The sequence below is a fragment of the Cryobacterium sp. CAN_C2 genome, from assembly GCF_015751745.1.
Classification (GTDB): Bacteria; Actinomycetota; Actinomycetes; order Actinomycetales; family Microbacteriaceae; genus Cryobacterium.
The window spans coordinates 105,123-130,522 of record NZ_JADOUX010000007.1; the positions used below are offsets into that span (position 1 = coordinate 105,123).

A 25,400-nucleotide genomic window follows, 5' to 3' on the forward strand; every position below is an offset into this window, starting at 1 on the left:
TCAGCTCACCTGCCGTCGACGTTCACGCCTTTTCCGGCGATCGTTCCGGTTCGCTCGTATTCGCCGAGCTGACGGATGCGACGCGCGTGGCGCTCCCCGTCACTGAACGGCTCGGCAATGAACGCGTCGATGAACCCGGTGGCTTCCGCGATCGTGTGCTCGCGAGCGCCGATCGAGATGACGTTGGCGTCGTTGTGTTCGCGGGCGAGCCGTGCTGTGCTGAGGTTCCAGACCAGGGCTGCGCGGGCGCCGGCTACCTTGTTGGCCGCCATCTGTTCTCCATTGCCCGAACCGCCGAACACGACGCCGAGCGCTTCGATGCCGCTCTCACGGTCGTCAACGGTGGCCTGTGCGGCGTTGATGCAGAAGGCCGGATAGTCGTCGAGGGCATCGTAGGCCTGTGGTCCGTGGTCGATGACGTCGTGGCCGGCCGCACGCAGGTGCGCGATCAGGTGGTGGCTGAGGTCGAGTCCGGCATGGTCCGTGGCGATGTGGATGCGCATGTGAGCAGTCTATTTAGTGCTGACCGCCGCTGTGAAAAATGGGTTCGCGGGTGCGGCTGCGCTTGAGCTCGAAGAATCCGTCGTAACTGGCGAGCGCCACGACGCCGTCCCACAGAGAAAGAGCAGCGTCACCCATCGGTGCTGGAGAGATAACGGGGCCGAAGAAGGCGACACCGTTGACCGCGATCACCGGGGTGCCGACGTCCTGGCCGACGCGGTTGATGCCGTCGAAGTGGCTGGTCCGCATCTCCAGGTCGTATTCGTCGCTGTCGGCGAAGGCTGCAAAGCCGGCGGGCAGGCCAACCTCGGCGAGCGCAGCCGGAATGACTTCGTCGGGATTGCTGTTGCCGCCGGGGTGAATTTGCGTACCAAGCGCGTCGTAGAGCGCCTTGATCATCGGCTGGCCGTGCAATGCGCCGGCGGCAGCAACGAGGCGAGTGTACCTGAGCGCCCGCGGAAAGAACGCCGCGTACTCCTCGCTCACCTCCTGGTCTTCATTGAGAACCGCGAGGCTCATCACGTGCCAGGTCACCTCGAAATCACGCAGGTGGGCGACCTCGTCAACCCACCGCGAAGTCATCCAGGCCCAAGGGCAGGAGGGGTCAAACCAGAAGTCAACGGAATCAGTCATGCCACCAGCCTAAGCAGAACTGCCTGAGTCATTCCCGACTCTGAGGATTGCCATTAGGGCAATGCCCCCCGTGTGGGGGTATTATAAGGAGGTTCAAAAAAATCTGCACCACGCAGTACAGCTTTGTCTTTGCACGCACAATATCTCCACGGGAGAATTTAACATGCCATTTGACCGAAGCACGCCCAAGACGAATTCGGGCGCAATGAGCGCCGCGGCCGCCCGGCTCAAGCCCACAAAAGCTCTCCGTCGCCGCCAAATCGCCGTATCCGACGTCAACGTCGTCGACAAACCCATCATGAAGCGCGCCCTCGGCGGCACCATCGTGGGAAACACCATGGAATGGTACGACGTGGGTATCTTCGGATACCTCATCACCACCATGGGTCCGGTCTTTCTGCCGGAGGCGGACGCATCCGTCCAAACACTCTTCCTCCTCGGCACCTTCGCCGCGACCTTCTTCGCCCGTCCCCTCGGCGGCGTGTTCTTCGGGTGGCTGGGCGACCGGATCGGCCGCCAGAAGGTGCTCGCGACCACGCTGATTCTGATGGCCGCCTCGACCTTCGCCGTCGGGGTGCTGCCCGGCTACGCACAGATCGGCATCTGGGCGGCGGTGCTGCTGGTGTTCGTCAAGCTCGTCCAGGGCTTCTCGACCGGTGGCGAGTACGCCGGTGCTACGACCTTCGTCAGCGAGCATGCTCCCGACAAACAGCGCGGCTTCTTCGCGAGTTTTCTCGACATGGGCAGCTACCTCGGTTTTGCCATCGGCGCCTCGCTCGTCTCGGTGCTGCAGCTCACGCTCGGTCAGAACATCATGCAGGAGTGGGGTTGGCGCCTCCCGTTCCTCATTGCCGGGCCGCTCGGCCTGGTCGCCATCTACTTCCGCATGAAGATTGACGAGTCTCCCGCATTCCAGGCCACCCTTGATGCCCAGGAGAAAGCGCAGAAGAACCCCGCTGGAGGCACAGCCGAGACCTCGAAGAGTCCGATTGCCGTCTTCAAGGCGCACTGGCGCAACATCGTCATCGCCATGATCCTCGTCGCGGCCGCGAACACCGTCGGTTACGCGCTGACGTCGTATATGCCCACCTACCTCACCGAGAACAAGGGCTATGACGAGCTGCACGGCACGGCATTGACGATTCCGATTCTCGTGGTGATGGCGCTGTGCATTCCGCTGGCCGGCCGTCTGTCGGACCGCATCGGGCGTCGCCCCGTGCTCTGGATCGGAGCCATCAGCACCGTCCTGTTGTCGTACCCGGCATTCCTGCTCATCGGCGTCGGCGCGGTCTGGTCGACCCTGCTCGGCTTGGCGCTCATCGCGTTCCCGGTCACGTTCTACGTCTCCAACCTTGCCTCCGCCCTGCCGGCCCTGTTCCCGACGGCGAGCCGTTATGGTGCCATGGGCATCTCGTACAACTTTGCCGTGGCCATCTTCGGCGGGACCACGCCGTTCATCATCGCAGCGCTCATCGCGGGCACCGGCAACGACATGATGCCGGCGTTCTACCTGATGGGCACCTCGTTCATCGGGGCGATCGCCATCTTCTTTCTACGGGAATCGGCCAACCGACCACTGCCGGGCTCCATGCCGAGCGTGAACACCGAGGAAGAAGCGCACGAACTGGTCAAGACGCAGGACGACAACCCCCTGCTCGACACCGACAAAATGCCGTTCGATCACACCTACGAGCCGCCGACGAACGCCATTCCGATTCGAGAGCCGGCCGAGCACTAGTATTCGTGTTCGCGGGCGTGCGTCGCCGGCTCCCGGTCACGCACGCCCGCTGCGTACACGTCAAACGGATGCTCCCAGTCGCCCGACGTAGAATTCTCGGATGACCACTGCACCAATCAGTACGGCGCCCATCGGTGCGGCGCCCACGAGCACTGCGCCCACCGCTGTCGAGTCAGACGCTGTCGAGTCAGGCGCTGCGGTCGAGTCAGGCGCTGCGGTCGATTCAGGCGCTGCGGAGTTGAGCGCGCCAGCAGCCGAATTTGCCGGTATTGACCCGCACGACCTCGAGGTCACCCTGCGGGTGCTCGCGTCCCTCAGCGACATCGACCCGGACAACGCCGACTTCGTCACCGTGCGCCAGGCCACCGCCAAGATGTTCAAGTCGGTCAAAATGGTGCGCCGCATCGAGAAGCGCGCGGTGATCGCCGACGCCGATCGCAGCGTCATCGCCGCCACGGCCACCGGTGCTCCCACCCGCATCGACGACGAGACCCGCGGCGCCCAGCTCTCCCTCGGCACGAACGCGGCGACGGCCGGCGAGTTGCTCGTTCCGCGCGCCTGCTATATCTGCAAGCAGAAGTACACCGTGGTCGACGCGTTCTACCACCAGCTATGCCCCAGCTGCGCCTTGTCGAGCCACGCCAAACGAGATGCCCGAACGGACCTCAGCGGCAAGCGTGCACTGCTCACCGGCGGCCGTGCCAAGATCGGCATGTACATCGCCCTGCGCCTACTGCGCGACGGCGCCCACACCACCGTCACGACCCGGTTTCCGCGTGATGCGGTGCGCCGCTTCGCCGCCATGCCGGATTCCAAGGGTTGGCTGCACCGTCTGCGCATCGTCGGTATCGACCTGCGCGACCCGGCTCAGGTGATCGCCCTCGCCGACTCGGTCGCCGCCCAGGGCCCACTGGATATTCTCATCAACAACGCCGCCCAGACCGTGCGCCGCTCGCGCGGGTCCTACTCCCCCCTCGTCGAGGCAGAGGATTCGCCGCTGCCCGATGGACCGCTGCCCGAGATCGTATCGTTCGGGCACACCAACGATGCGCATCCGCTCGCTCTCGCCGCGTCGGTCAGTGGTCACCCGCTGCTCGCGGCTGCATCCGGCGCCGGCGCCCTCACAGCGGATGACCTCACCCGGTTGGCCCTCACCGCCGGCTCCTCGTCGCTCGAACGCCTCGCCGCCGGCACCGCCATCGACGCCGGCGGCCTCGTGCCCGACCTGCACGAGGTGAACAGCTGGACCGCCAACGTCGAAGACATCGACCCGCTCGAGATGCTCGAAGTGCAGCTGTGCAACACGACCGCGCCATTTCTGCTGGTGAGCCGTCTGCGGTCCTCGCTCACGGCATCCGCTGCCCGGCGCACCTACATCGTGAACGTGTCGGCGATGGAAGGGGTGTTCGGTCGTGGTTATAAGGGGCCGGGCCACCCGCACACCAACATGGCCAAAGCCGCACTCAACATGCTCACCCGCACCAGCGCGAAGGAGATGCTCGACGACGGCATTCTTATGACCAGCGTCGACACCGGCTGGATCACCGACGAACGCCCGCACCCGACCAAGGTGCGTCTGGCCGAGGAGGGCTTTCACGCCCCGCTCGACCTGGTCGACGGTGCCGCCCGCGTGTACGACCCGATCGTGCGCGGTGAGGCCGGCGAAGATCTCTACGGCGTGTTTCTCAAGGATTACAAGCCCGGAGCCTGGTAGCGCGTCGTCGCCCTGCAGCTCGCGCGCCAGCATCTCTCGGGCGCGCGTGCAGTTTCCGACAGCGCCACCCGGCATCGAGCCGACGCCTGGCTCACGGTGATGCCGAGGAAACCAGAGGTCAGGGATTTAAAGATGCGGCTATCGGGTGCGACGATACGGCTGTGTTATCTCGGCTCCGGGGGGCTACGCCGCGGTTGAAATTACGGTGAGCACCATCTTCTTCGGCATCGGCGAGGCCCACCGGTTCGCCTCTAACATGGGCGTGACAATCATTACGGGCTGTCAGGTTCGAGAGGAGCACGATATGACCGAGGACACCTTCGATCGAGACGTTGTTCGGGCCTTCAAGTCCTTCATGGACCGTGTGGTCAGTGCAGCGGATGACCGGGGCCGGCCGGGCCTGTCGCCCCTCGGCGAGGTGGTCACCGCGCACCTCGGTAGGGACGCGTCGACCCTGCCGGTCGTGTCGGAGTCTCTGGCCGATCATCGCCTCGTTGACGCCGACATTGCCCTGACCACCCTGACCGATTCGGATCCGGCCAATCTCCTCGGGGTGTCCGGTGGGCAGCAGCGGTTTCACTCGACACTGTCCGAGCTGGTGGCGAGCCCGTTTCAGGGCTTTGGTCCCGGTCCGGTGGACTACTCCGCTCGCGCGACCGGTGCGACGTCGACCCGTCAGGTGGTCTCGTTCGGACTCCGGCTCATCCGTTTCCATGACCAGCCGATCGCTGTGCTGCAACGCGCCGCGAACCCGCAATTCGGGCGATACTCCGCCGAACTCGAAATCATGGCGGTGTCACCGCAGATGGTCACGGACTTTCTCGAGCACCTGCGGAAGCTCATGATCGAGCACAGCGTGCTGCGCGGTCAGGTGCTGTCGTTCGTGCAAACCGAATACGGGGCCGGGGCCGGAATCACATTTTTGGAACGGCCCGTCGTACCGCCAGCGGCCATCGTGCTGCCGGAGGGAATCCTCGGCACCATCGCCGACCACGTCATCGGAATCGGTGAACAACGCCTCGCGCTGCTCGCCGCCGGGCAGCACCTCAAGCGCGGTGTACTGCTTTACGGACCTCCCGGCACCGGTAAAACCCTCACGGTGCGCCATCTGCTGAGCGAAACACCGGGTATCACGGCCGTGCTGCTTACCGGGGCCAGCATCGTGCACATCGCTGCGGCCGCCGAGATCGCGCGCACCTTCGCGCCGTCAATTGTCGTTCTGGAGGACATCGACCTCGTCGCGATGCAGCGCAACGCGACTCCGCAACCGCTGCTGTTTGAGGTGCTCGACGCCCTCGACGGACTCGACGGCGACGCCGATGTGGCCTTCGTCATGACCACCAACCGGGTCGAGGTACTCGAGCGGGCCCTCGCCGAACGTCCAGGCCGGGTCGACCTCGCCGTTGAAGTGCCGTTACCCGAGCTCGCGGAGCGCGAGCGGCTGTTTCGCCGCTACGCTTCCGGGCTGCCGTTCAGCCCGGCAGCCCTCGACGCGGCCGCCCTCCGCTCGGAGGGCGTGACCGGTTCCTTCGCGAAGGAGCTCATTCGCCGTGCCGTGCTGCGCGCGGCCCTCCGCGCCGAAACCGTCGACGATGACGACCTGCAGATCGCCCTCGACGACCTGTTGTCGGCGGGAGAAGACCTCACCCGACGACTCCTCGGCACGAGCAGCGGCGATACCCCGCGTTGGCAGCCGCACGATGCCCCGTTCGACGCCGACGTGTCACCGAATCCAGTGCAGTGACCGGCCGTGCGGCTGGGTGAAGGCGATCGGCTCACTGCCCTGCGCCAGAATGAAAGCGGATGACTCCGCCGGCGTCGCCGTGAGTCGCTCCGCTACCCCCGGCACCACGCTGTATCCCTCGTTCGAGAGCCAGCGCACCGGCAACCGCGTCATCTGCCCGGCGAACCGATTACGGTCTGTCTCGTTCAGGTAGGCAAGCACGGCGGTGTGGAATACGACGACGGTCGCCTCAGCCGGAGCCCGAGCCACGAGCGCCTCGATCTCGTCGTTGAGATCACCGCGCACGATCTCGACCGGGTGCTGCCGGGCCACCGCAACTGCGGCCCGCAGCCGGGACCGCCGATCGTCGTGCTCCGGCCAGATGAGCGCCTCGAGCCACGCCACGTCCGCGTCACTGTGCACGTCGAGCGGGTTGAGGTCGATGCCGGCGCGCCAGACGATGTCGGGCATCCGTTCGGGTAGTGGCACGGGGCCGCTGACCACACAGTCGAGCAGCACCGGGCTGGGACCATCGACAGGATGCAGCATCCGCTCGTCGCCGCCGCCACTGCCACTGCCACTGCCACTGTCACTGTCACTGTCGGCGAACCGATACCGGTAGCTGTACCGGTCGGGATGCAGGCAGAGACCAGCGGATGCCCCCACCTCGATGAGCGCAAGCGGTCCGGCGAGCGCCGCCAGAGCCGGCAGCAGCACGGCGCAGCGACCGGGCTCGTTGGTCTGCGTCGCGTGGGTCAGGCACGTCGCGGCGACGTCGGCCCAGTGTTTCGGCAGCCACGCGGCGAACGGTGCATACTCCCCCACCGGCGCCCCGTGAAACCGGGCCGCGCTGAACATCAGGTTCGGCTGCCGCTTGGCCGCGGGCAGCTCGTCTATCAATGACACGAGCTGGGGGTCGTCCGCAATGCCAACGGCCCACCGTTCGTAGCAGGCGCTCAAGCCGCGGGCTTCGACCTCGGCGAAGGCCCGGTAGCGCGCGCTGGTGGCGACCAGCGGATCGGTGCTCTCTCTCATGTGCACATCGTAATCATGGTTAGGCTTGCGAGGTGCGATGGCTCCACGAGTGCCAGAGCTTCACAATCGCGAATCGAATCGTGAATCGAATTGGAGAACCTGTTGCCTGGAGAAAACCTCACCCGCATTGAAGCGGCGGAGCGCGCAGCGCTCGTAACCGTAGCGAGCTACAACGTTGTGCTCGACCTCACCACCGGTCCCACCACGTTTGGCAGCACGACCACGGTCAGCTTCACCGCCACCCCAGGCGCCTCGACCTTCATCGACGCCATCACGGCGCAGGTTCACTCGGTGACCCTCAACGGTGCCGCGCTCGACCCGGCCGTCGTGAGTGACGGCATCCGTATTGCGCTTGACGGTCTGAAGACCGAAAACGAGCTCGTCGTCGTCGCCGACGCGCTGTACACCAACACTGGAGAGGGCCTGCACCGCTTCGTCGACCCGGTCGACAACGAGGTCTACCTGTACAGCCAGTTCGAGGTGCCGGACTCCCGCCGGGTCTTCGCCGTGTTCGAGCAGCCCGACCTCAAGGCTAAATTCTCCTTCACCGTCACGGCGCCGAGCGCGTGGCAGGTCATCTCCAACTCCACCACCCCCGAACCGACCGATGCCGGCAACGGTGCCAGTACCTGGGCGTTCGAGCCGACGCACACCATCTCGAGCTACATCACCGCGCTTATCGCTGGTCCCTACGCCGTCGTGCGCAGCTCACTCACGTCGAGTGACGGACGCACCATTCCGCTCGGTGTGTTCAGCCGCAAGAGCCTCAGCGAATACCTCGACGCCGACTACATCCTCGAGAAGACCCGCCAGGGCTTCGCCTACTACGAGGAGAAATTCGGCTACGCCTACCCGTTCGACAAGTACGACCAGCTGTTCGTGCCGGAGTTCAACGCCGGAGCGATGGAGAACGCCGGCGCGGTCACTTTCACCGAAACGTACATCTTTCGCTCCAAGGTGACCGACGCCATCAAGGAACGCCGCGTCGTCACGATTCTGCACGAGCTTGCCCATATGTGGTTCGGTGACCTGGTCACCATGACCTGGTGGAACGACCTCTGGCTCAACGAGAGCTTTGCCGAGTGGGCGTCGACCATCGCCACCGCTGAGGCCACCGAGTGGCACGAGGCGTGGACCACCTTCGCCGTGATGGAGAAGAGCTGGGCCTACAAGCAGGACCAGCTGCCGTCGACCCACCCGGTCGTCGCCACTATCCGCGACCTCGACGACGTGCTCGTCAACTTTGACGGCATCACGTACGCCAAGGGTGGGTCGGTGCTCAAGCAGCTCGCCGCTTGGGTGGGCATCGAGGCGTTCTTCACCGGCGTCGGCTCGTATTTTCAGAAGCACCAGTGGGGCAACACCGAACTGCGCGACCTGCTCGTCGAGCTGGAACTGGCCAGCGGTCGAGACCTCAGCGGCTGGGCCCAGCTCTGGCTGGAAACCGCGGGCGTCAACACCCTCAGCCCCGAGATCGCTGTCGACGACGCCGGCATCATCACCGGCTTCACGGTACTGCAGACCGCAGCGGCCGACTATCCCACCATTCGCCCGCACCGCCTCGCGATCGGCTTCTACACCTTCAACGATGCACACAAACTCGTGCGCACGCACCGGGTCGAGCTCGACGTCGACGGTTCGCGAACGGATGTCCCCGCCCTCGTCGGCCACGCGCGTGGTGACCTGATCCTGCTCAACGACGACGACCTCAGCTATGCCAAGGTGCGCCTCGACCCGGCCTCGCAGGCCTGCGCCCTCGAGCACCTCGCTGCTATTGAAAGCCCGCTCGCCCGCGCCTTGGTCTGGGGTTCGGTCTGGGACTCCACCCGCGACGCCGAAACCACGGCGCGCGACTTCGTGCATCTGGTGCTGAAGAACGTTGCCACTGAAACCGAGTCGACCACGCTGCGCACCGTGCTCGGCCAGGTCGTGCTCACCGCCACCTACTACGTGGCCGCACCGCACCGCACCGCCGTCACGACCGAGGTCGCCGACGCGCTGTGGACGCTAGCGCAGGGAGCGGCGGCCGGTAGCGATGCCCAATTCCAGTTCGTGAAGTTCTTTGCCTCCGTCGCGGCCACCTCGGCGCAGCTCGACAACGTAGCCGCTCTGCGCTCGGGCAGCACCATGCTTGACGGACTCACGGTCGACACCGACCTCGCCTGGGAGTTGCTCACCGCCCTCGTCGCCGGCGGCCACGCTGACGCGACCGAGATCGACGCAGCGCTCGCGGCCGACAACACGGCCACAGGCGCCCAGTCGGCCGCCCTGGCCCGGGCAGCTCTGCCCACCGCCGAGGGCAAGCTCGCCGCCTGGTCGTCGCTCATCGACGTCGATACGGCCGCGACGACCATCGTGCGCACGACGGCCGCCGGGTTCCTGAGGGTGAACGACTCGGGGCTGCTCGAGCCGTTCGTCGCGACCTACTTCGACATGCTGCAGGCGGTGTGGGCTGCCCGCAGCTTCTCGATCGGCGAGAAGCTCGTGATCGGCCTCTACCCGGCACCGCTGAACAGTCAGGCTCTCGCCGACGCGACCGGCGCCTGGCTCGATGCGAACCCCGAGCCGGCCGCCCTGCGCCGCCTCGTGGTTGAGAACCTGGCCGGTGTCGAACGTTCACTCAAGGTACAGGCGCGCGACGCCGAATAGTTCGCCAGTCCTGCACGACTGCGAACCCCGCGACCGTCCATAGGCTGGTCGCGGGGTTTTCACTTTCGCCCCGACGTTCACAGCAAACTCCACGCAAACCGAGAGGATGTCGCTGCTGTGCTGCCTGCATCGGGTTGCGCCGGCCGCATAGCGGGGCCCGGCTAGCAGCGCCGAGGCCACGTCACGGATGCCGCCGAAGCCCCTCGGTAGACTGGTTCTGATATGAACTGGAAAACTTTCTGGACCGACCTCGGTGCCTACTTCGCTCAAATTCCGTGGACTGCCTATGGGGAAAAGATCTTTGCCGTTGCGGCGATCATCGTCATCGCCTTTGCCCTGCGCTGGGCTCTGCAATTCGTCATTCGGCGGGTCGTGCAGCAGATCGTCTCCGGCGTCAAGAAGACGCAGAAGGTCGATGACACCCAGGCGCTGAACGTGTCGCCGATGGCGGCGGTGCGCGTCGTGCAGCGCTCGCGCACCCTCGGCGCCGTGCTGGCGAATATCGTGAACGTGTTTATTCTGATCACTGCTCTGCTGCTGATCGTCACCACACTGAACAAGGACATTCTCGGCTCCTTCGCGCTGCTCACGGCGGCAATCGGTGCCGGCCTCGGTTTCGGTGCGCAGAACATCGTCAAGGACATTCTCAACGGCCTGTTCATGGTCGTGGAAGACCAGATCGGCGTGGGTGACATTGTCGACGTGGGATTCGCATCCGGTATCGTAGAAACGGTCGGCATTCGCATCACCCAGGTGCGCGACATCGACGGCACACTCTGGTTCGTTCGCAACGGCGAGATTCTTCGAGTCGGCAACATGTCGCAGGGCTGGGCCCGCGTCATCATCGATCTCGCCATTCCCTACAGCTCCGACGTCGAGGCCGTGCAAGACGAGCTTCTGCGCGTGGCCAGAGCCCTCGCGTCGAGTCGCAAGTGGCGCGCGTTCATTCTCGAAAAGCCCGAAATCTGGGGCCTCGAGTCGATCAGCGCCGAAGCCCTCGTCACCCGGCTCGTGGTCAAGACCCGGGTTTCGGCCAAGTGGGACTTTGCCCGCGATCTGCGCCTGCACATGAAGAAGGCCCTCGATGGCATGGGCGTGCCGCTTACCCCTCTCAACAGCGTGGTCATGACCTCCGGCGACGGCACCATCGACGGATCGGCCATTGAACCGGCCGAGGGCGCCATCGACGCGGCCGAAGGGGCCGCGGCCGCCGTGCCCGACGTCGTTGACGGCGTGCGCACCGGCCCCGTCTCGGTGCGGAAGCCGCGCAAGGCCAAAAACGTTCCGGCTCCGATGAAGACGCCCGACCCCGAAACTCGCGGTGACGGCATTGGCTGACCCTGCCCCACAGAACGAACCCACAGAACGAGCCCACAGAAGAAAGCTGCCCCACGTGACCTCTGAACGACACCCCACCGACCAGCCGACTGCCCCCGCCGCCGTGCACCTGCGCGAGGGTGAGAACGGTACTGCCGCAGTGCCGACGTTCTTCGACGAGGTCGGCGGAACTTCGTTCTTTGAAAAGCTCGTGCACGACTTCTACGTGGGCGTGGCTACGGACCCGGTATTGAAGCCGATGTACCCCGAAGACGACCTCGGCCCCGCCGAACACCGGCTGGTCATGTTCCTCGAACAGTTCTGGGGCGGCCCCGGGACCTACAGCGAGCAACGCGGTCACCCGCGGCTGCGCCAGCGGCATGTGCCGTTCAAGGTCAATCCGGATGCCCGCGACCGGTGGCTGGGCCACATGCGCGTTGCCGTCGACGCGGCCAATCTGCCGCCGTTACAGCAGGGCATTCTCTGGGATTATCTGGAGCGCGCCGCGTTCGCGATGGTGAACAGCTTCCAGGAGTAGACCGCGCCGCGTTACCACAGGCGCATGGTCGCCCCTGATCGTGACCAGCTCTCGATAGGCTCGCCCTCGAGCGGCACGCTTCGCACACGCGGCCAGCTGACGCGCGGGATCCGCGTACACGAGCACCACGCCACACGGCAATCACGGTCGTCTTGCTTCGACTGCCCCGAGCACTGCCTCACCCCGAGCACTGCCTCACTCCGGCCCTGACCCTGTTGCCGCCGCGATCGAGGCCGGTGACGACTATCGGTTCTCCGAACCAAAGGTGCTGCAGCGCGTCATGGCCCATCGCGCACCGGCCTGATGAACTGAACCTCGAGGTGGCCCGGCACCGGGCACGGTGAGTCCGTTGCAGCGCGAGAGGGGCTATCTGGCCCGCAACATCGCCGACGACGCGGTGGCGCTGCTGCTGGTCGTGGCGGTGCAGGCCGACCCGCCTTTTCATGAGGCTCGGTTCTTCGCGGTGGGGTTTGCAAGTGCCATCCTTCCGCTGGGACTTCCCGCCGCGGTGAACACGGCACTCACGCAGGCGGCGGGCGCGCTCGCGCAACAACGCCCCGGTCAAGCGGCTCAGTGCGGTCGAGACCCTCGGCGCCACCGAGGGCGAGGGCATCCGCTCCCGCCCGGGTTGCGATTCAGCCGACCAGAGACCTCACACGGTCGGGCTGGCGACCAGCTGGCGTGTGGCGATGATCGCCGCGGCAACGTCCTGCCCGACCCGGATGGCGCCGTCAACGTGCTGGTATCCCTTGCCGGCAATGTCGCTGCACGAGAAGGAGATCGGGCCGACGGGGCTGCGTAGTTCGGCACCGTACCGAACGAGTCCGCCCATGTCGAAGCTGGCCGCGTAGGCGCCGCGGGTCCATTCTTCGGAACCCCAGTCGCTTTCGTAGTAAACAACCGGGTGCAGCGCCTGCTCGCCGTAGTAGTGCGACAGTGACTCGAGGACACGCGCCTTGCGCTCGTCGGCGCTCAGCGCGAAGACGGCATCCGCTTCTTCGTCGGAGACGAAACCAACGAGGGTGCCGCGCGGGTCGTTGAAGTTGGTGTTGTCGTAGGCCTCATGAATGAGCTCGTAGGGGCTGAACGCGGTGCCCGAGAGGTCGTCGGCACGCCAGAACGGTGTCTCGTAGACGGCGTGCACCTTGATCACACAGCCCATCGAGAGGTGCTGGTGCAGCTGTTGCTGGCGTCGCGGCAAGGCTGGCACGAAGCTGATACGGCTGATCAGCGGCGGCGGAACGGCCACGATGGCGTGTCGGGCGGTCACCGTCATGCCGTCGGCGACGACCGTGACGTCCCCGTCGCTCCAGGCCAGGCTGCGCACCGGCTGCGCGAGGTAGACGTCGCCGCCGAGTTTCTCGGCCAGTAACAGCGGCACCTGCGCCAGCCCGCCGACAACACGCTCGTCGAGAATGAAATCTGCGTCGACGAGATTGCTGAACGACCCGGCACTGGCAGCCATGAGCAGAGCTTGCAACGCCGAGAAGGCGTGGGCGGGCTTGGTGAGCATGGCCCCAGCGATGAACATGCCGATGTTGTCGCGAGCTTCCTGGTCATCGGTCTGCTTCTCGAGCCAGCGGCTGAATGACACCTCGTCGAGTTCTTTGGCGAGCGGATGCTCCCACGGGCTATCCGGGTTGATTTCAGCCACGAGGGCGTCGAGTTTGTCGATCAGGCCGACGATCTGCGCCTCGGTCCGGGCCGGTACCGGAAAGATGTCTCCGTCGAACCGGCTGACCACGCCGGCACTGTTGATGTAGACGTTTCGACCGGCCCGGTAGCGCGGATAGGTGGCCAGGCCTAACTCGGCCAGCGTGCCTTTGAGTGCGTGCTGGTCGGGCGAGACCCACTGGCCGCCGATCTCGAGCATGGCTCCCTCGATCCGGTCGGTCAACAGGCGCCCGCCGACGCGGTCGCGGGCTTCGAGCACGGCAACGCTGAGGCCGGCTTTCTGCAGCGTGGTCGCGGCGGTGAGACCGGATGCCCCGGCGCCGATAATAACGACGTCACGATCGATCGTGGTCATGGTTGCTCCTGTATTGTCTGGCGGGTTAGTATCCGGGAATGAGGGTGTACTTGATCGAGAGGTATTCGTTGATGCCTTCAAGGCCGCCCTCACGACCGAGCCCGGACTGTTTGACACCGCCAAATGGTGCTGCGGCGTTCGATACGAGACCCGTGTTGAGGCCCATCATTCCGGTGTCGATACTGTCGATCATACGGTGCCCACGGGTCATATCGTTGGTAAAAATATAGCCGATCAGTCCATATTCGGTGTCATTTGCCAATTCAATGGCCTCTTCATCTGTTTCGAAGGTGGTGATTCCGACGACCGGGCCGAAGATCTCTTCCCGCACCATGCGACTGTCGGCACTTACGCCGGTCAGCACGGTGGGGGCGTAGAACGAGCCGGGCCCGTCGGGTCGAATGCCGCCGGTGAGCAGCGTGGCGCCGCGCGAGAGGGCGTCCTGCACGAGGGCAACGATGTTGTCGACGGCCGCGTCGGTCACGAGCGGCCCGAGATTCACTCTTGGGTCGGTGCCGGGTCCCTGCACGAGGGCGTTGACCCGGTCGGTCAGCTGACGGCTGAAGTCCTCGGCGATCGATGCGTGAACGATGAACCGATTGGCTGCCGTGCAGGCCTGGCCGGTGTTGCGAAACTTCGCGAGCATGGCGCCGGTGACGGCCTTCTCGATATCTGCATCGGCGAAGACGAGGAACGGGGCGTTGCCGCCGAGTTCCATTGACGTGCGCAACACGTTCTGGGCCGCCTGGGCGATGAGCGCTCGCCCGACAACCGTGGATCCGGTGAAACTGAGCTTGCGCAACCGGGGGTCGGCGATGATCGGGGCCGACACCGCTTGCGACTGCGTCGTCGTGATCACGTTGACGACGCCGGCCGGCACGCCGGCATCCTCGAGCAGCTGCACAAACAACAGTGTGGTCAGCGGAGTGAGTTCGGCGGGCTTGACGACGACCGTGCAGCCCGCTGCGAGCGCCGGGGCGATCTTGCGGGTGGCCATGGCGAGGGGAAAGTTCCACGGCGTGATCAGGTAGCACGGGCCGACCGGTCGATGGGTGACCACCATCGTGCCGGTACCCTCCGGGTTGGCACCGTATCGACCGCTGATGCGCACGGCTTCCTCGCTGAACCAGCGCAAGAATTCGCCGCCGTAGGTGACTTCCCCGTTGGCTTCAGCGATCGGTTTGCCCATTTCGAGAGTCATGAGCAAGGCGAAATCTTCGCGACGCTCCTGCAGCAGGTCAAATGCTCGGCGCAGTATCTCGCCACGCGCGCGAGCCGGGGTGGCCGCCCAGGAGACCGCGGCCGCAACGGCCGCATCGAGCGCGCGGGCGCCATCAGCGGCGGATGCGTTCTGAATTCGTTTGAGAACACGCCCGGTCGCCGGGTCGGTCACCACGATGGGTTCCCCGGTGCCATTTTGCCACTGCCCATTGATGTAGAGCTGGTCGGGTATGCGGGCGAGCAACGCAGTGCTGCGTTCCTTGACGGAGAAGGCAACGGCGCCCTCCAGCAGGACGCTCATGCGGCGGCCAGGCCGTCGGCCAAAACCTGCAGGCCCTCGAGCAGCAGGTGGTCCGGAATGCTGAGCGGTGGCAGAAAGCGTATGACGTTACCGTATGTCCCGCAGCCCAGCAGGATCACGCCCTGCGCGTGGGCGGCTGCGATGACCCGACCGGTCAGTGCGGCGTCTGGTTCCCCCGTGGCGGGGTCGACGAGCTCGATGGCCATCATGGCGCCGCGGCCGCGCACCTCGCCGATGCGGGGGTCGGACGCGGCGAGCGCACCGAGGCGCTTGCCCATGATCGTTCCGATGGTGGCGGCCCGTTCGACCAGGTGCTCAGCTTCATACGTGTCGATGGTGGCAAGCGCGGCGGCGCAGGCAAGCGGGTTACCGCCGTAGGTGCCACCGAGGCCACCGGCCTGCGGCGAGTCCATGATGTCGGCGCGTCCGGTGACGGCCGACAGGGGCAGTCCGCCGGCGATGCCCTTGGCGGTGCAGATCATGTCGGGCACGATCCCCTCGTACTCGCAGGCGAACATGTGTCCTGTACGGGCGAAGCCGGTCTGGATTTCATCGGCGATGAACACAACCTCGTTGGCGCGGCACCAGGCAAGCAGGGTGGCGAGAAAGCCCCGGGCGGGAACGATGAAGCCGCCCTCGCCCTGAATGGGTTCGATGATGACGGCGGCAAGGTTGCTCGCCCCGATCTGCTTCTCGATCTGCGAGATGGCACGGTTCGCCGCCACGACGCCGTCGAGGCCGCCGTCTCGCAACGGGTACGACATGGGTGCCCGGTACACCTCGGGCGCAAAGGGACCGAAGCCATTCTTGTAGGGCTGGTTCTTGGCTGTCAGGCCCATGGTCAGGTTCGTGCGGCCATGGTATGCGTGGTCGAAGGCCACGATGGCCTGCTTGCCGGTGAAGTGGCGGGCAATCTTGACAGCGTTCTCCACCGATTCGGCGCCGGAGTTGAACAGCGCGCTGCGCTTCTCGTGGTCGCCGGGCGTGAGACGGTTCAGTGCTTCGGCCACCTCGATGTAGGAGTCGTAGGGCGCCACGGTGAAGCAGGTGTGAGTGAACTGGGCCAGTTGGGCAGCAACGGCCTCGACGATGCGCGGGGCGCTGTTGCCAACACCGGTGACGGCGATCCCCGACCCGAGGTCGATGAGCGAGTTGCCGTCGACGTCGACGAGCACGCCCCCACCGGCGGCCACCACGTACACCGGCAGCGAGATGCCGACGCCGGCCGAAACCGCCTGGGCTTTGCGTTCACTCAGCGCACGCGATTTCGGCCCGGGGATGTTCGTGACCAGCGTGCGTTCCTGTGCCAGGGTAGGGCCGCCAAGCGGCGTGCCGGTGAGACGAGGAGTGTCTACAAGTGTCATAAGAGTGTCCGATCCAAAAAAAACGGCGGTATCGCGGCCACGATGCCAGTTCGGTAAGGCTAGACAGATGGGAGTTTCGATGACATGTCCCAGCTGTATAGTTGAATGACTAACTCTCGCCAACTCGTATAAGGCATCATGCTTCCCACCCTGCGCAGGCTCGTCGCCCACCCGAACCTCGGACTCACGGTGCTCGGCGACGCCGACCCGGCCGCGCTCGAGACGATGCTCGATAAAGCCGTCGACTGGGTGCACAGCTCCGACCTGGTCGATCCGACCCCGTTCCTGTCAGCCGACCAGGTACTGCTCACGACCGGTACACAGTTCGGCAGCGACCTGACAGCGCCCGCAGACTACCGCTCCTATATAGAGCGCCTGCAGGAGCGGGGCATCACGGCGCTCGGTTTTGGCACCGAGGTCATTAGGGACGGCACGCCCGACGGGCTGATCGCGGCCTGCCGCTCGATCGGGCTGCCGCTGTTTGAGGTTCCCTATCGCACTCCGTTCATTGCCGTGGCCCGGGCGGCCGCCGACCTGGTGGCCGAGGATCGGTATGCGCGCGCTACCTGGGCACTGCGGGCACAGCGTGCCATCGCGCTCGCCGCGCTCCGACCCGACGGTTTGAGTGCGACACTCGCCGAGCTGTCGGCCCAGCTCGGCCACTGGGTCGCGCTGTTCGACGCGAGCGGCACACTCGACCGGGTGTTTCCCCGCGCCACGTTCACCGCTGCCCCCGAAGCTCTTGCCACCGTTCAGCACGAGGCCCGGCGTTTGCTCGCCCGCGGGCAGCGTTCCAGCAGCGCAGTTAACGCGAATGGAGAGACCCTCACCCTGCAAACCCTCGGTGGCCACGACCGCCTGCGCGGTGTGCTCGCCCTCGGCGGTCCGCGAGCGCTCGACCGGGCCAGCACCGAAGTCGTCACGAGCGTTATCGCACTTGCCGGGTTGGCCCTGGAGCAGAACAACGCGCTCGATCGCGCACAGGGATTGCTGCGCTCCGGCCTGATGCACACCCTGCTCGGGGGTGACCAGAAACTCGTCGATCAGATCTCCCGGCAGATGTGGGGTGCGCTCCCCGTTGCACCGGTGCTGGTCGCGGTCGTCGATGCGCCGGCTCTCCGCCGCGACGCGATCACCGAGTATCTGGAGCTACGCGTCGAGGACTCCCCCGGCCAGCTGTTCTTCGCCCGCCAGGACGACACCATCGTGCTGTGTCTGGACCGGGCGGCCCACGGCATCCTGGCAAATCTGTGCGCCTTGTTTGAGTTGCACGCCGGACTGTCTGAGCCGACCACCTATCGACAGCTGCCCCGCGCGCTCGATCAAGGCCAGCAGGCGCTGGCCCGGGCGCGGGAGAGCGCACCGGGCGTGACCGAGTTCAGTGTTGTCGCCCGCCAGGGTGTGCTGGCACTGCTGGCAAGAACCGATGCCCGCGAGGTCGGCCTGGCAACACTCGCACCGGTTCTGGCACACGATCGGGCGCACAACACCGAGCTTCTGAGCACCCTGCGGGTCTGGCTGCTCTGCAATGGGCATTTCGGCGAAGCCGCCACCCAGCTCGGGGTGCATCGCCACACGGTGCGCAGCCGCATTCAGCAGGCGGAACAACTGCTGTACCGCGATCTGGGGTCGTTTCCGGCGCGCGCGGATGTCTGGGCGGCGCTGCTCGCGACCGACACCGCCGGTCTGTAGCCGGCTAGGCCTTGAGGGTCCACGGCTTGCGCCGCACCAGAACATGGCCGCGACTCGTGCTGAGGCGGGTCCACAGCCCCGACTCGAAGAGCTGCACCGGTTCGTCTTCGGCGAGAAACCCCAGGCTGAACGCGGCAAAACCGGCGCCGGTCGGCACGAACTCGAGGCCGTCGACGTGACGGCCCCAGACCTCGGACCGCACGCGTTCGACGATCAGCTCTCCAGTGCCCTCCGGCAGGGCGGCGGCGACCTCGTCGATACCGGTCCGAGCGGCCGCTTCGAGGTGCGCTGCTGGCGTCTGGCCGTGCGGTTCCCAGCCGCCCTTCGGCGGTGAGATACCGGCCCAGGTGACGGTGTTCACCTCGAGGGGAACGGTCACGATGACCGGCCGGGTCAGATCAGGCGCGGTGGATTCGAGGCGTTTGAGGCGTTCCAGCAGGGACCGCACCGGCACGACCTTGTCGAGGTCAACCGGCTCCTGCAGGGAGAAGGTGCGCAGGCCGAGCACGGTCGGACTCGCGTCGAGCAGACCACGCGGATAGAAGATGGCGGTGTACACCGCAAGAACGCCCTCGGACGCCATGAGGCGCACGGAACCGTCGAGAACACGCCCGGAACGTGAGAGAAACACGATCAGGTCGCTGAGGGACTGGGAATCGGTAAGAGTAAATGACTGGCTCATCATCTCCTAAACTACCAAGATACGAAACACCCGCATGCCGCGGTCGCGAACTTGCCCGAGGAGACAGCATGCACAAGCCGATGGAAGGCCTTCTGGCCGTCCTCGATCTGACGGACACCGGTGCCCGCACCAACGAGGACATCTTCACCGGTCCGTCCCAGTGGATGCCGCTCGGCCGCGTGTTCGGGGGGCAGGTGCTGGCCCAGTCGCTCGTCGCCGCGATGCGTACCGTGCCCGACGAACGGCACGTGCACTCGATGCACGGCTATTTTCTGCGCCCCGGCGACGTCAACCAGCCGATCACCTTTTCGGTCGAGCGCATTCACGATGGTCGCTCGTTCTCCACCCGCCGCACGCAGTGCTACCAGGACGGCGTGCCGATCCTGTCGATGATCGCGTCCTTCCAGGACACCGACGAGGGTCTGGAACACCATCTGGAAATGCCGACGGATATCCCCGATCCGGAAGGCCTGCCGACGGCATCCGCCTCGCTTGCGCACATCGACCATTCGGTGGCGCGCTATTGGGCGAGCGAGCGCCCCTTTGACATGCGGCATGTTCCCTCACCGATCTATCTCAAGGTCAACGGTGAACACACCTCCCGCCAAATGGTGTGGATGAAGACCTTCTCTGCGCTGCCCGACGACCCCGACCTGCACCGCGCGGCGTTGGCCTATGCCAGCGACTACTCGATCATGGAACCGATCATGCGTCGGCACGGCGTCGCCTGGTCCTCTCCCGGCCTCAAGGTCGCGAGCCTGGACCACGCCATGTGGTGGCACCGCTTCGGTCGGGTCGACGAATGGCTGCTCTACGTGCAGGATTCCCCGAGCGCGCAGGGCGGTCGCGGTCTGGCCACGGGCAGCATCTTCAGTCGCGAGGGCGTACTTCTGGCCACCGTGGCGCAGGAAGGCATGCTGCGCGTCCCCATCGTTCTGGAGTAGCGCGCCAGCTACCAGCTCGGTCTGGACTTTAAGAGCACGCGTTCGTCGGGCATCCACCGAATATCAACCCTCGCAATGTCATTTTCGGCCACGGTCGTCGTGCCGGCCGCGCTGATTGTGGTGCCGGGCCCGAAGATCCAGCCGGCGACGATTGTCTCGCGGCCGGCCCGGTCGGTCACGAACAGGGCATAGGGCTGCGCACCGAAGTCAGCACTGTTGTGCGCATAGCTGCAGTTCGCGTCGATGCGGGTACCCCAGTCTTCCCGGTGAGGCGGAATGTGGCTTTGAGTGGGCTGGGTACCATCGCGGTCATGGCCACGGCCGGTTCGCCTGCCCCGATGCCGGGCTGCTCGAGCCAGCCAGGCAGGACCAGTGCAGCGGATGCAGCGACCGCGGCGGCCACGACCACGCCTCCGGCGACCAGCAGGCGGGCCCGCCGAGAGCGACGAAGCGGTATCCGATGTCGAATCGGCGGAAAGGCCGAGCAGTAAGGCCTGTTCGCTCGGTACCTGGGCGAGCAGCCCGGGCAGACCCACGAGGTGCGCGACCGCCTGGCTGCAGCCGGCGCAGTCATTATTCGTTCGTAGTCATGGCCGTCCCCCGATACCAGGGCGCCGAGCACGTTGGCTCCATCCCACTCGCTGTACCGATCCGCTGGAGGGTTCCTCGCTCCGTCACTCCTCACTCCGTCGCTCCTCGCTCGTGCAGTGCGAGTCGCCGGGCTCGCAGGCCATAGTGCAGCCTCGATTTCACGGTGCCTTCGGGAATGACGAGGTCCCGCGCGGTTTCGGCCACCGACTGGCCCCGAAAATACGCACAGACGATGACCGCCCGGTGGTTGGGTGAGAGGTCATGGCGTGCGTCCGAAACCAGCCAGGCGTCCAGCAGCGCGTCGGTCTGGTCGCCGGTGGGCACGTCGGGTAGCTGATCTGTCACAATCTCATGCCGGGTCCTGGCCGAGCGCCGATCGTCGATCACGAGGTTGCGGGCCACCGTGAACAGCTAGGCCGCCACATCGGTCTGATCGACTGGTCGGGGCCGTAGCCGGGCACGCAGTAACGTTTCTTGCACGACATCGTCGGCGAGGGCAGAATAGTGGGTCACCCGTACAACGTAGTGCTACAGAAGTGATCCGTGTTCGTCATGGAGGGCCGGTAACAGTTCAGCGCGCTCAACCGTCATGGCCTACCTCCCCTGCTGACACGGTTACTGTGCGATTAAAGTTTAATTGCAGCGCTAATGTAGTGAACAAAATCGCCAGTCACTTCGTTATCAGCTGAAGCAGCAGCGATTTACCCGCGAACTCGTGTATTGAGGAGCACCATGACACCGGAACTCAACCTGACCCGTCGCAACATCATCGTGGCCGGAGGAAGCGCTGCTACAGCCGTGGCCTTGGCCGCCTGCAGCAGCACGCCGGACGCTGGCACCACCGATCCGAGTCGGTCGGGCACCGATTCCGGCTCGCCGACCACGGCAACCCAGATCGCCAAGCTCTCCGACGTCCCGGTTGGCGGCGGCATCGCGGTCACGCTGGATGGACAAGCAATTCTGCTCGCCCAACCGACATCCGGCACGGTCGTTGCTTTCAGCGCAATCTGCCCCCACCAGGGCTGCAAAGTGAAGCCGGCGGCGACCGAATTCGATTGCCCCTGTCACCAATCGCGGTTTGACTTCGCGACCGGGAATGTACTCGGCGGTCCGGCGCCGCGGGGGCTCGACACGGTGACCGTCACGGTCGACGGCAACGCCGTCATGTCTGGTTGACGACAAGCCTGACCAGTCGCCAGCGGTTCCTCAGCGCCGGGAAAACTCTACCGGGGCGTCGAGGTACGGCGCCCAGGCCGCGCGTTCGGTGTCGTTGATGCGACGCGGACGCTCGCTCGCAGCGTCGACGAGCACAATCGTGGTGTTCGCCCGCGCATACAACACCTCGGGTGAGACCCCTTCGGGGCTGCACACCTCGTAACACACCTCGAGGCTGGCCCCACCGAGCTTGCCGAGCCACAGTCGCACGTCCAGCGGCTGGCGCAGGTACGGCACCGGCGCCAGGTACTCGATCTCCTGCCGCGCAATCAGCGTCAGGGTCGCAGCTCCCGGTCGACCGTCGAGCACGGCCGTGCTCGCGCCGATCGCCCCGTCGTCGGTCGCCCAAAAAGCCAGGATGCGCGCCTCCTCGAGTAGGCGCAGCATCTCGGAATTGTTCACGTGACCGTACGCATCGAGGTCGGACCAACGCAGGCGAATCGGTACGTGCAGCTTCATAAGGTCTCCCGGTCTGTCTTAATCGCGGGTGAGCTTGCGGTAGGCGGAGCGGTGCGGCTTGGCCGCATCCGGGCCGAGCCGCTCGATCTTGTTCTGCTCGTACGACTCGAAGTTGCCCTCGAACCAGTACCAGTTGGCCGGGTTGTCGTCGGTTCCCTCATACGAGAGAATATGCGTGGCAACCCGGTCGAGGAACCACCGGTCGTGAGTGATCACCACGGCGCAACCGGGGAACTCGAGCAATGCGTTCTCAAGCGAACCGAGGGTCTCGACGTCGAGGTCGTTGGTGGGCTCGTCGAGGAGCAGCAGGTTGCCGCCCTGTTTGAGGGTGAGCGCCAGGTTCAGGCGGTTGCGCTCACCACCGGAGAGTACACCGGCCTTCTTCTGCTGGTCGGGGCCCTTGAAGCCGAAAGTCGACACGTAGGCGCGCGAGGGGATCTCGATCTTGCCGACCTGGATGTAGTCCTGGCCGTCGGAGACGACCTCCCACAGCGTCTTGTTCGGGTCGATGCCGCCACGGTCCTGATCGACGTAGGAGATGTCGACCGTTTCGCCGATCTTCAGCTCGCCGCCGTCGAGCGGTTCCTTGCCGACGATGGTCTTGAACAGGGTGGTCTTTCCCACTCCGTTCGGGCCGATGATGCCGACGATGCCGTTGCGCGGCAGGGTGAAGCTGAGGTTGTCGATGAGCATGCGCCCGTCGAAGCCCTTCTCCAGCTTGGTCGCGTCGATCACCTGGGCGCCGAGGCGCGGGCCGACCGGAATCACGATTTCTTCGAAGTCGAGTTTGCGGGTGCTTTCGGCGGCGGTGACCATCTCTTCGTAGCGAGCCAGGCGGGCCTTCGACTTCACCTGACGGCCCTTGGCGTTGGAGCGTACCCACTCGAGTTCGTCGGCGAGACGACGCGACAGCTTCGCATCCTTCTTGCCCTGCACGAGAAGGCGCTCCTGCTTCTTCTCGAGGTAGGTCGAATAGTTGCCCTCGTACGGGTACAGGTGTCCGCGGTCGATCTCTGCGATCCACTCGGCCACGTGGTCGAGGAAGTACCGGTCGTGCGTCACGGCGAGCACAGCGCCCGGGTACTTGGCGAGGTGCTGCTCGAGCCAGAGCACGCTCTCCGCGTCGAGGTGGTTAGTGGGCTCGTCGAGAAGCAGCAGGTCGGGCTTCTGCAGCAACAGTTTGGTCAGCGCCACCCGGCGCTTCTCACCGCCCGACAGGTTGGAGACTTCGGAGTCGCCCGGCGGAGTGCGCAGGGCGTCCATGGCCTGTTCGAGCTGGGAATCGAGATCCCAGGCATCCGCTGCATCGATGGCTTCCTGCAGTACGCCCATTTCCGCGAGCAGGGTATCGAAGTCGGCATCGGGTTCGCCGAGGGCGAGGCTGATCTCGTTGAAACGGTCGACCTTGGCCTTGATCGGCCCGACACCCTCCTGCACGTTCTCCAGCACGGTCTTGCCCTCGTCGAGCTGCGGCTCCTGCATGAGGATTCCGACGGTGTAACCCGGGGAGAGTCTCGCCTCACCATTGCTCGGGGTGTCCAGGCCCGCCATGATCTTCAGGATGGTGGATTTTCCGGCACCGTTCGGGCCGACCACACCGATCTTGGCGCCGGGAAAGAAGGACATGGTGACGTCGTCAAGAATCAGCTTTTCGCCGATCGCCTTGCGAGCGCGGACCATTGAGTAAATAAATTCGGCCATAGTGGTTACCAGTCTATTTGCCGGGTGGACCCGACAAGACACAATCCGGTCGACAGAATGGGCGCGACCACGCTGTGGAAGCCGTCGCTAGCCGGCCCAATCTGGCCGATCAGGCATTCGTTGGCGAAACGCAGCGAGAACTGGACCGAGTCCGCGGCGAGATCAGCCTGGGTGCGGTCGAAGGTCACTTCCATGGCGTTTCGGTCGAACCCGCCGGCCACGAGCGCGTCGATGTAGGCGCGTCCGTCGGCGGCAGGGTTCGCCTTGGTGACGGCGGCGGCGAGAAAGTTGAAATAGACGAGGTTTTCGGCGGCGGTTCCGGTCGGCAACAGGGTCGGGTCGGGCTCCGGTATGCTCGAGGGCTCCGGTATGGGCGAGGGCTCCGGTATGGGCGAGGCGTCTGGTGTAGACGAAGTGGACGGCGCCGTCCCGCTGGCGGCGGGCTCGGCCGGGCCGCCGGTGCACGCGGTCAGGCTGAGACCGAGGATCAGCACCGCGCCCACCGCACCCACGGTGAACCACGAACAGCGGGCGCGCCGTTTTACCGTACTCGCGTTCATATTCTGCCGTGCTGCTTCTGCCACGCTCACGAACTGCCTCCCCCAGTCCACACGCGTGGACAATATTACGAGTCTAAACGCGCATACTCGTCCCGATCTGCGTCGGTGTCGATCGGAACAAAGCCGTCTCTGGAACGGTCGGTGTGTGCCCGCTCCGCCTCATCTGCGGTGGCCGATTCGACGGATTCCGCGGATTCCGCGGATTCGACCGGTTCCGGCCCGGTCTGCCCAGCACCCGCAGGGTCCGGCGCACCACTCCGCACCGACGTCGTGGTGTACCAGGTCAAATCGTGGCCGACGGAGTCAGCAACAATTTCAACGTCCGTTCCAGAGCGTTCTGCGTTGGTCCAGCTGCGAATGATCAACCGTCCCGACACGATGACATGCTCGCCCTTGCTGAGGGATTGAGCCGCATTCGTGGCCAGCTGGCGAAACATCGCGACGGAGTACCAGCTGGTGTCGTCGTCGACCCAGTCGTTCTTGGCCCGGTCAAAATGACGTTGGCGGGCGGCCAGCCGAAAAGACGTGATCGGAGCTCCGTTTTTGGCGAAGGTCCGGCGGGGGACGGTACCGATGATTCCGGATACCGTGATGTGCTCGCTCATAGTTTCTCCCGGCACGGTTATCGCGTAAACACGATCGCGCAAGCGCCGAACAAACAGTCGGCGCACACGCCCCGGGAACGGCAACTCGTGCCAGTCTTCGCCGTTCCCGGGTCGCACACTGCGAGTGTGCCGCCCGAAACGACCTCTCGGTTGAAGCCATCCTAATCAGTGGAGAATCCCGCAGCCGA

General features: G+C 65.3%; 22 protein-coding genes. 9 read left to right on the top strand and 13 right to left on the bottom strand.

All coding sequences use genetic code 11. From position 1 onward, the window contains the following. Positions 1 to 5: 5 nt before the first annotated feature. Both IWX77_RS07905 and IWX77_RS07910 read right to left on the bottom strand, forming a co-directional pair. Positions 6 to 503: a ribose-5-phosphate isomerase gene (locus IWX77_RS07905; protein WP_196843968.1), complete on the bottom strand. Its 498-nt coding sequence runs from the start codon at positions 501 to 503 to the stop codon at positions 6 to 8. A gap of 13 nt (positions 504 to 516) precedes the next feature. Beyond that, positions 517 to 1,134 (bottom strand): mycothiol-dependent nitroreductase Rv2466c family protein, encoded by a 618-nt coding sequence (locus tag IWX77_RS07910; RefSeq protein WP_196843969.1) that lies wholly within the window; start codon positions 1,132 to 1,134, stop codon positions 517 to 519. A gap of 163 nt (positions 1,135 to 1,297) precedes the next feature. On the opposite strand from IWX77_RS07910, the gene IWX77_RS07915 reads away from it, so the two are divergent. The 3 genes from IWX77_RS07915 to IWX77_RS07925 all read left to right on the top strand — a co-directional run bounded on the left by IWX77_RS07915 (position 1,298) and on the right by IWX77_RS07925 (position 6,330). Continuing rightward, positions 1,298 to 2,872, top strand: a complete 1,575-nt coding sequence (locus tag IWX77_RS07915; RefSeq protein WP_196843970.1) for an MFS transporter — start codon at positions 1,298 to 1,300, stop codon at positions 2,870 to 2,872. A 100-nt stretch (positions 2,873 to 2,972) separates the two neighbouring features. Continuing rightward, positions 2,973 to 4,586, top strand: a complete 1,614-nt coding sequence (locus tag IWX77_RS07920) for an SDR family oxidoreductase (protein ID WP_196843971.1) — start codon at positions 2,973 to 2,975, stop codon at positions 4,584 to 4,586. A gap of 304 nt (positions 4,587 to 4,890) precedes the next feature. Continuing rightward, positions 4,891 to 6,330 carry an AAA family ATPase gene (locus IWX77_RS07925; protein ID WP_196843972.1) on the top strand — a complete coding sequence of 480 codons (1,440 nt, stop codon included), beginning with the start codon at positions 4,891 to 4,893 and terminating at the stop codon, positions 6,328 to 6,330. On the opposite strand, the gene IWX77_RS07930 is transcribed toward IWX77_RS07925, so the two are convergent. Further along, positions 6,310 to 7,344: a DUF2332 domain-containing protein gene (locus tag IWX77_RS07930; protein WP_196843973.1), complete on the bottom strand. Its 1,035-nt coding sequence runs from the start codon at positions 7,342 to 7,344 to the stop codon at positions 6,310 to 6,312. The two genes, IWX77_RS07925 and IWX77_RS07930, sit on opposite strands and share 21 nt — an antisense overlap. A gap of 102 nt (positions 7,345 to 7,446) precedes the next feature. On the opposite strand from IWX77_RS07930, the gene pepN reads away from it, so the two are divergent. From pepN to IWX77_RS07945, 3 genes are all read left to right on the top strand, one after another. Beyond that, positions 7,447 to 9,993: an aminopeptidase N gene (pepN, locus tag IWX77_RS07935; protein WP_196843974.1), complete on the top strand. Its 2,547-nt coding sequence runs from the start codon at positions 7,447 to 7,449 to the stop codon at positions 9,991 to 9,993. Positions 9,994 to 10,215: 222 nt separating this feature from the next. Continuing rightward, complete coding sequence (locus tag IWX77_RS07940; protein WP_196843975.1) at positions 10,216 to 11,331, top strand: mechanosensitive ion channel family protein; 1,116 nt, start codon at positions 10,216 to 10,218, stop codon at positions 11,329 to 11,331. A 109-nt stretch (positions 11,332 to 11,440) separates the two neighbouring features. Continuing rightward, positions 11,441 to 11,848 carry a globin gene (locus IWX77_RS07945; protein WP_297413294.1) on the top strand — a complete coding sequence of 136 codons (408 nt, stop codon included), beginning with the start codon at positions 11,441 to 11,443 and terminating at the stop codon, positions 11,846 to 11,848. Positions 11,849 to 12,500: 652 nt separating this feature from the next. On the opposite strand, the gene IWX77_RS07950 is transcribed toward IWX77_RS07945, so the two are convergent. The 3 genes from IWX77_RS07950 to gabT are packed head-to-tail and all read right to left on the bottom strand — an operon-like array spanning position 12,501 to position 16,763. After that, positions 12,501 to 13,877, bottom strand: a complete 1,377-nt coding sequence (locus IWX77_RS07950) for a flavin monoamine oxidase family protein (RefSeq protein WP_196843976.1) — start codon at positions 13,875 to 13,877, stop codon at positions 12,501 to 12,503. A gap of 25 nt (positions 13,878 to 13,902) precedes the next feature. Next, on the bottom strand, positions 13,903 to 15,399 hold the full coding sequence (locus IWX77_RS07955) for an NAD-dependent succinate-semialdehyde dehydrogenase (RefSeq protein WP_196843977.1): 1,497 nt from the start codon (positions 15,397 to 15,399) through the stop codon (positions 13,903 to 13,905). Continuing rightward, positions 15,396 to 16,763: a 4-aminobutyrate--2-oxoglutarate transaminase gene (gene gabT / locus IWX77_RS07960; RefSeq protein ID WP_196843978.1), complete on the bottom strand. Its 1,368-nt coding sequence runs from the start codon at positions 16,761 to 16,763 to the stop codon at positions 15,396 to 15,398. The genes IWX77_RS07955 and gabT overlap by 4 nt, the downstream gene beginning before the upstream one ends. Positions 16,764 to 16,901: 138 nt before the next feature. On the opposite strand from gabT, the gene IWX77_RS07965 reads away from it, so the two are divergent. Continuing rightward, positions 16,902 to 18,455, top strand: a complete 1,554-nt coding sequence (locus tag IWX77_RS07965) for a PucR family transcriptional regulator (protein WP_196843979.1) — start codon at positions 16,902 to 16,904, stop codon at positions 18,453 to 18,455. 4 nt (positions 18,456 to 18,459) lie between these two features. Here the strand turns inward: IWX77_RS07965 and IWX77_RS07970 are convergent, their stop codons facing one another. After that, positions 18,460 to 19,137 (bottom strand): hypothetical protein, encoded by a 678-nt coding sequence (locus IWX77_RS07970; RefSeq protein WP_196843980.1) that lies wholly within the window; start codon positions 19,135 to 19,137, stop codon positions 18,460 to 18,462. Between the two features lie 68 nt (positions 19,138 to 19,205). Between IWX77_RS07970 and IWX77_RS07975 the strand changes: the two genes are divergently transcribed. After that, a complete protein-coding gene (locus IWX77_RS07975; protein WP_297413258.1) occupies positions 19,206 to 20,081 on the top strand; it encodes an acyl-CoA thioesterase in 876 nt (291 codons plus the stop codon). An 8-nt stretch (positions 20,082 to 20,089) separates the two neighbouring features. Here the strand turns inward: IWX77_RS07975 and IWX77_RS07980 are convergent, their stop codons facing one another. Next, complete coding sequence (locus IWX77_RS07980; protein ID WP_196843981.1) at positions 20,090 to 20,260, bottom strand: hypothetical protein; 171 nt, start codon at positions 20,258 to 20,260, stop codon at positions 20,090 to 20,092. Between the two features lie 502 nt (positions 20,261 to 20,762). Continuing rightward, the gene (locus tag IWX77_RS17065) at positions 20,763 to 21,074 is read right to left on the bottom strand and encodes a sigma factor-like helix-turn-helix DNA-binding protein (protein WP_327012122.1); all 312 of its coding nucleotides are present in this window, start codon (positions 21,072 to 21,074) and stop codon (positions 20,763 to 20,765) included. A gap of 330 nt (positions 21,075 to 21,404) precedes the next feature. Between IWX77_RS17065 and IWX77_RS07990 the strand changes: the two genes are divergently transcribed. After that, positions 21,405 to 21,848, top strand: coding sequence for a Rieske (2Fe-2S) protein (locus IWX77_RS07990; protein WP_196843982.1), 444 nt, complete (start codon positions 21,405 to 21,407; stop codon positions 21,846 to 21,848). Between the two features lie 30 nt (positions 21,849 to 21,878). Here the strand turns inward: IWX77_RS07990 and IWX77_RS07995 are convergent, their stop codons facing one another. The 4 genes from IWX77_RS07995 to IWX77_RS08010 are packed head-to-tail and all read right to left on the bottom strand — an operon-like array spanning position 21,879 to position 25,212. Continuing rightward, positions 21,879 to 22,346, bottom strand: coding sequence for an acyl-CoA thioesterase (locus tag IWX77_RS07995; protein ID WP_196843983.1), 468 nt, complete (start codon positions 22,344 to 22,346; stop codon positions 21,879 to 21,881). A gap of 18 nt (positions 22,347 to 22,364) precedes the next feature. Continuing rightward, positions 22,365 to 24,047: an energy-dependent translational throttle protein EttA gene (ettA, locus tag IWX77_RS08000; RefSeq protein ID WP_196843984.1), complete on the bottom strand. Its 1,683-nt coding sequence runs from the start codon at positions 24,045 to 24,047 to the stop codon at positions 22,365 to 22,367. A gap of 5 nt (positions 24,048 to 24,052) precedes the next feature. After that, positions 24,053 to 24,637, bottom strand: a complete 585-nt coding sequence (locus tag IWX77_RS08005) for a DUF6993 domain-containing protein (protein WP_196843985.1) — start codon at positions 24,635 to 24,637, stop codon at positions 24,053 to 24,055. Positions 24,638 to 24,672: 35 nt separating this feature from the next. Next, complete coding sequence (locus tag IWX77_RS08010; RefSeq protein WP_196843986.1) at positions 24,673 to 25,212, bottom strand: single-stranded DNA-binding protein; 540 nt, start codon at positions 25,210 to 25,212, stop codon at positions 24,673 to 24,675. Positions 25,213 to 25,400: the final 188 nt, after the last annotated feature.

Coding starts and splice junctions, on each gene's coding strand:
- IWX77_RS07905 (WP_196843968.1), bottom strand. CDS start 503: ATGCGCATCCACATCGCCACGGACCATGCCGGACTCGACCTCAGCCAC.
- IWX77_RS07910 (WP_196843969.1), bottom strand. CDS start 1,134: ATGACTGATTCCGTTGACTTCTGGTTTGACCCCTCCTGCCCTTGGGCC.
- IWX77_RS07915 (WP_196843970.1), top strand. CDS start 1,298: ATGCCATTTGACCGAAGCACGCCCAAGACGAATTCGGGCGCAATGAGC.
- IWX77_RS07920 (WP_196843971.1), top strand. CDS start 2,973: ATGACCACTGCACCAATCAGTACGGCGCCCATCGGTGCGGCGCCCACG.
- IWX77_RS07925 (WP_196843972.1), top strand. CDS start 4,891: ATGACCGAGGACACCTTCGATCGAGACGTTGTTCGGGCCTTCAAGTCC.
- IWX77_RS07930 (WP_196843973.1), bottom strand. CDS start 7,344: ATGAGAGAGAGCACCGATCCGCTGGTCGCCACCAGCGCGCGCTACCGG.
- IWX77_RS07940 (WP_196843975.1), top strand. CDS start 10,216: ATGAACTGGAAAACTTTCTGGACCGACCTCGGTGCCTACTTCGCTCAA.
- IWX77_RS07950 (WP_196843976.1), bottom strand. CDS start 13,877: ATGACCACGATCGATCGTGACGTCGTTATTATCGGCGCCGGGGCATCC.
- IWX77_RS07955 (WP_196843977.1), bottom strand. CDS start 15,399: ATGAGCGTCCTGCTGGAGGGCGCCGTTGCCTTCTCCGTCAAGGAACGC.
- gabT (WP_196843978.1), bottom strand. CDS start 16,763: ATGACACTTGTAGACACTCCTCGTCTCACCGGCACGCCGCTTGGCGGC.
- IWX77_RS07965 (WP_196843979.1), top strand. CDS start 16,902: ATGCTTCCCACCCTGCGCAGGCTCGTCGCCCACCCGAACCTCGGACTC.
- IWX77_RS07970 (WP_196843980.1), bottom strand. CDS start 19,137: ATGAGCCAGTCATTTACTCTTACCGATTCCCAGTCCCTCAGCGACCTG.
- IWX77_RS07975 (WP_297413258.1), top strand. CDS start 19,206: ATGCACAAGCCGATGGAAGGCCTTCTGGCCGTCCTCGATCTGACGGAC.
- IWX77_RS07990 (WP_196843982.1), top strand. CDS start 21,405: ATGACACCGGAACTCAACCTGACCCGTCGCAACATCATCGTGGCCGGA.
- IWX77_RS07995 (WP_196843983.1), bottom strand. CDS start 22,346: ATGAAGCTGCACGTACCGATTCGCCTGCGTTGGTCCGACCTCGATGCG.
- ettA (WP_196843984.1), bottom strand. CDS start 24,047: ATGGCCGAATTTATTTACTCAATGGTCCGCGCTCGCAAGGCGATCGGC.
- IWX77_RS08010 (WP_196843986.1), bottom strand. CDS start 25,212: ATGAGCGAGCACATCACGGTATCCGGAATCATCGGTACCGTCCCCCGC.